The organism is Actinopolymorpha sp. NPDC004070, from assembly GCF_040610475.1.
Taxonomy (GTDB): domain Bacteria; phylum Actinomycetota; class Actinomycetes; order Propionibacteriales; family Actinopolymorphaceae; genus Actinopolymorpha.
The window spans coordinates 1-2,192 of the sequence record NZ_JBEXMJ010000030.1 but is presented as its reverse complement, the minus strand read 5'-3'; the positions used below and the strand labels follow the sequence as shown (position 1 = coordinate 2,192).

Annotated in this window: 1 protein-coding gene; it reads left to right on the top strand. The window is 68.7% G+C overall.

Annotated elements, in window-relative coordinates; translation table 11 throughout:
- The first annotated feature begins 778 nt into the window (after positions 1 to 778).
- A complete protein-coding gene (locus tag ABZV93_RS28775; RefSeq protein WP_354942091.1) occupies positions 779 to 1,741 on the top strand; it encodes a sensor histidine kinase in 963 nt (320 codons plus the stop codon).
- Positions 1,742 to 2,192: the final 451 nt, after the last annotated feature.

The following is a 2,192-nucleotide window of genomic DNA, read 5'->3' as shown; positions in this document are numbered from 1 at the left end:
CCAGACCAGGCGAAAGCCCCTGCCCCCGACCGAACCTTGCCCACAAGGCGATCCGGAAACGATCACCTACAGCCCATCGGTGGATTCGGGCTTAGCGTCGAGCGTGGTCGCCCCGGCCGACTCTCGCCACGACTTCGGAGATGTGGTCGCGAGGCGCATGGGGGCCGGGGCGACCACGCTCGCGCACCAGCAAGTGGCGCCGGACTGCTGTAGCTTCGCGGCACGATCGCCCCGGCGGCCTTCGCTTAGGCCTCCGACCCCAGCGGAGCGCCTTTTCGGAGGGCAGCGCAGGTGGCCGGGGCGATCACCTCGCCGGGCAGCGGTGGCAGAAGGGTCGGAGGTGCAGGCTGCCGTCCGAGCGCCTTCCGCCAGTAGGGGGCGCACAATGCAGACCGCACTGCTATGGAGGTCTGTTGGCCGTCGGTCGGGGGCTGTGAGGGCGATCCCGTTACGTTTCGTGCCCGTTCGGGCGATCCAGTGGGTGGGGCATGACGTCGTGATCGCCCACCCCGGGCGGGCGATGCTTTGCAGGCGTTCCATGCGGCGCCATCGGAGAATTTCGTGTCGAGCGGTCAACTCCGCGCGATGGCCCCGCACCGGATTCCGGGTTGCGCTTCATCGACTGGGAGGCGGCGGGTTTGCCGATCCTTCTGTCTGGCAGACTCGCACTACCCGGCAGGCGCCGGGTGCTGCACGAACTGCAGTCTGCACAACGCATCGTGTCCATTCTTGCGGCCTGCGATCGACTGCCCAACCTCGCCCTGTCGGAGGTGGAGACATGAGCGTCGGTGCGGTGGACGGTTCCACTGGCCACTTCCACGAGGCTGGGTTCTACGCGTCCGACGCGGAGTTCCGCGCGCTGATCGTGCCGTTCGTCACCTACGGCATTGCCGCCGGCGAGCCGGTGGTCATCGGCTACGACAAGCGCAAGGCAGACCTGCTGCGGTCGTGGCTGGACGATCCCTCGGCGGTCACCTTCGTCGCCGACCGCAGCCTGTACGCCACGCCCGCGCGGGCGATCGCGACCTACCGGGGAGTGTTCGAACGCCACGTCGCGGCCGGTGCACCGCAGATCCGCATCGCTGGCGACGTACCGCACCCGGGCAACGGAGGGCGCTTCGAGGGCTGGGACCGCTATGAGTTCGCCGTGAACTCCGTGTGGGAAGAGTTCCCCGTACGCAGCCTCTGCCTGTACGACGCCGCGACAGTGTCCGCACAGGTGCGGAACGTGGTCGAGCGGGCGCATCCCCACGTCGTTACCGCCGCCGGCGTGCACAGCGTCAACAGCCGTTACGAGGCGCACGGTTCGAGGCCGGATTTTCCCGTGACCGCCGACCCGCTGGAGGCCTCGACGCCCGCCGCCGAGCTCATCGATCCCTCCGCGGCCGAGGCCCGGCACACTCTTGAGCAGATCGGTCGCGGGCGGGTCGATGATCACACACTGGAAGATCTGCTGCTCGGTGTCTCCGAGGCCGTCGCCAACGCGCGGCTGCACGGCGTACCTCCCACGACCGTCCGCATCTGGGCCACCGACAGCCGCGTCGTCGTGAGCGTGCAGGACAGGGGCAAGGGGCCCGTCGACCCACTCGCCGGGCTCGTACCGTCCGCGAACACCACGTTCGGGACTGGTCTTGGCCTTTGGATGACCCACCTGCTCGACATCGACGCCGCCCTCATCTCCACCGCCGACGGCTTCTCCCTCCGGCTACGCGCCGTCCGAGATCCGGCGCCGGTCGAGTAGTAGACCTGTCGAGCACGGCACCCAAGCGGAGCTCAACCTGAGCCTGGTCGGGCCGCTGCCACGACCCTGGCCGTCGAAGTCGCTCCGCGCGTCTCGGCACTCGGACTACTGCAACGACCGCACCGTGGTTCTGCAGGAGTTCGGCGACCGACCCGGGGAGACGCCAGCCCTCCGCGCCAGGTCGACTCGCCGAGCAACCACGCACCTTGCTGCGCGGCATCTCCGTGCAGCCGACCCCTCGCACTGATTGAGCTTGACTGCCTGCCCGAGGAGTCCCCTGGGGCCCGCAGGCGGAGAAGGGTTGCAAGGGTCCGCCCGCAACGGTTCGTACGCGTTCAGCTGCGACCTCCGCCTGTTGTCAACGCTTCGCGAAAACTGACCCCGCGCGGGTTCGGGAAAGTTGACCCCCTGGCGGTTGGTTCAGCGGCGGTTGGTGCGGTTCTCTTTGGCG

Excerpts from the sequence above, each read along its gene's own strand:
- ABZV93_RS28775 (WP_354942091.1), top strand. The coding sequence starts at position 779 with ATGAGCGTCGGTGCGGTGGACGGTTCCACTGGCCACTTCCACGAGGCT.